Origin of the sequence: Anaerotruncus sp. 1XD42-93 (assembly GCF_009917605.1) — a bacterium.
In the GTDB taxonomy this organism is placed as follows: Bacteria; Bacillota; Clostridia; order Oscillospirales; family Ruminococcaceae; genus Anaerotruncus.
This window is the reverse complement of record NZ_QZEG01000227.1, coordinates 1-607: the sequence shown is the minus strand read 5'-3', so window position 1 is coordinate 607 and position 607 is coordinate 1. Positions and strand designations below refer to the sequence as shown.

The 607-nt window shown below is 48.4% G+C and carries 1 protein-coding gene; it reads right to left on the bottom strand.

Annotated elements, in window-relative coordinates; genetic code table 11:
• Positions 1-558, bottom strand: a 558-nt coding sequence (locus tag D5269_RS18170; RefSeq protein WP_147408095.1) for an ISAs1 family transposase, incomplete at its 3' end; no start/stop codon positions are given.
• Positions 559-607: the final 49 nt, after the last annotated feature.

Below are 607 nucleotides of genomic sequence, written 5' to 3'. Positions count from 1 at the left end.
CTTGCCCTCCCGGATCTTCTTGACAATTTCTTTCTGGCAGCTCATTGCGTCCGCCGTTATGATGCTGTTCTCTATGTTCAAAGAACCCAAAAGTTCTGGCACTGCTGTGATCTCGTTGGACTTTTCATCCGTCACAATCTCACCCAGTACCAGCTGGTTCTCCGCTGCAAACGCACTGACTACATGATACGCTTTATGGCTATCCGTTTTACTGCCGCGAATGGTCTTCCCGTCTACAGCAATTACACTGCCCTCTTGGCGGTGGCATCCCAGCCAGTCATACAGGCATTCTGACAGCGCTTCGGGCTTGATCCTTTCGAATACTCGCCGAAACGTGTCGCTATCCGGTATTCCGTGAGGCAGTTCCAGGAATTTCTTCAGCCATTCCTCTCTTTCCTTCCCAAATTCCTCCATATCCGGGAAGTCCTCTCCCCCGCACACTACCGTACATAGCCCTATGATAATGATGTCTTCCAGCTTGTGCAGGATATGCCCGCCATTTGTTCGCCGGGGATCTTCTATCTGCTCTAAGCTCGATTTTAATCTTTTTAATTCCATATTCCTGATTATATCTCTTTTTGGCAAAATTTCAAATGCTGTTGCCCTG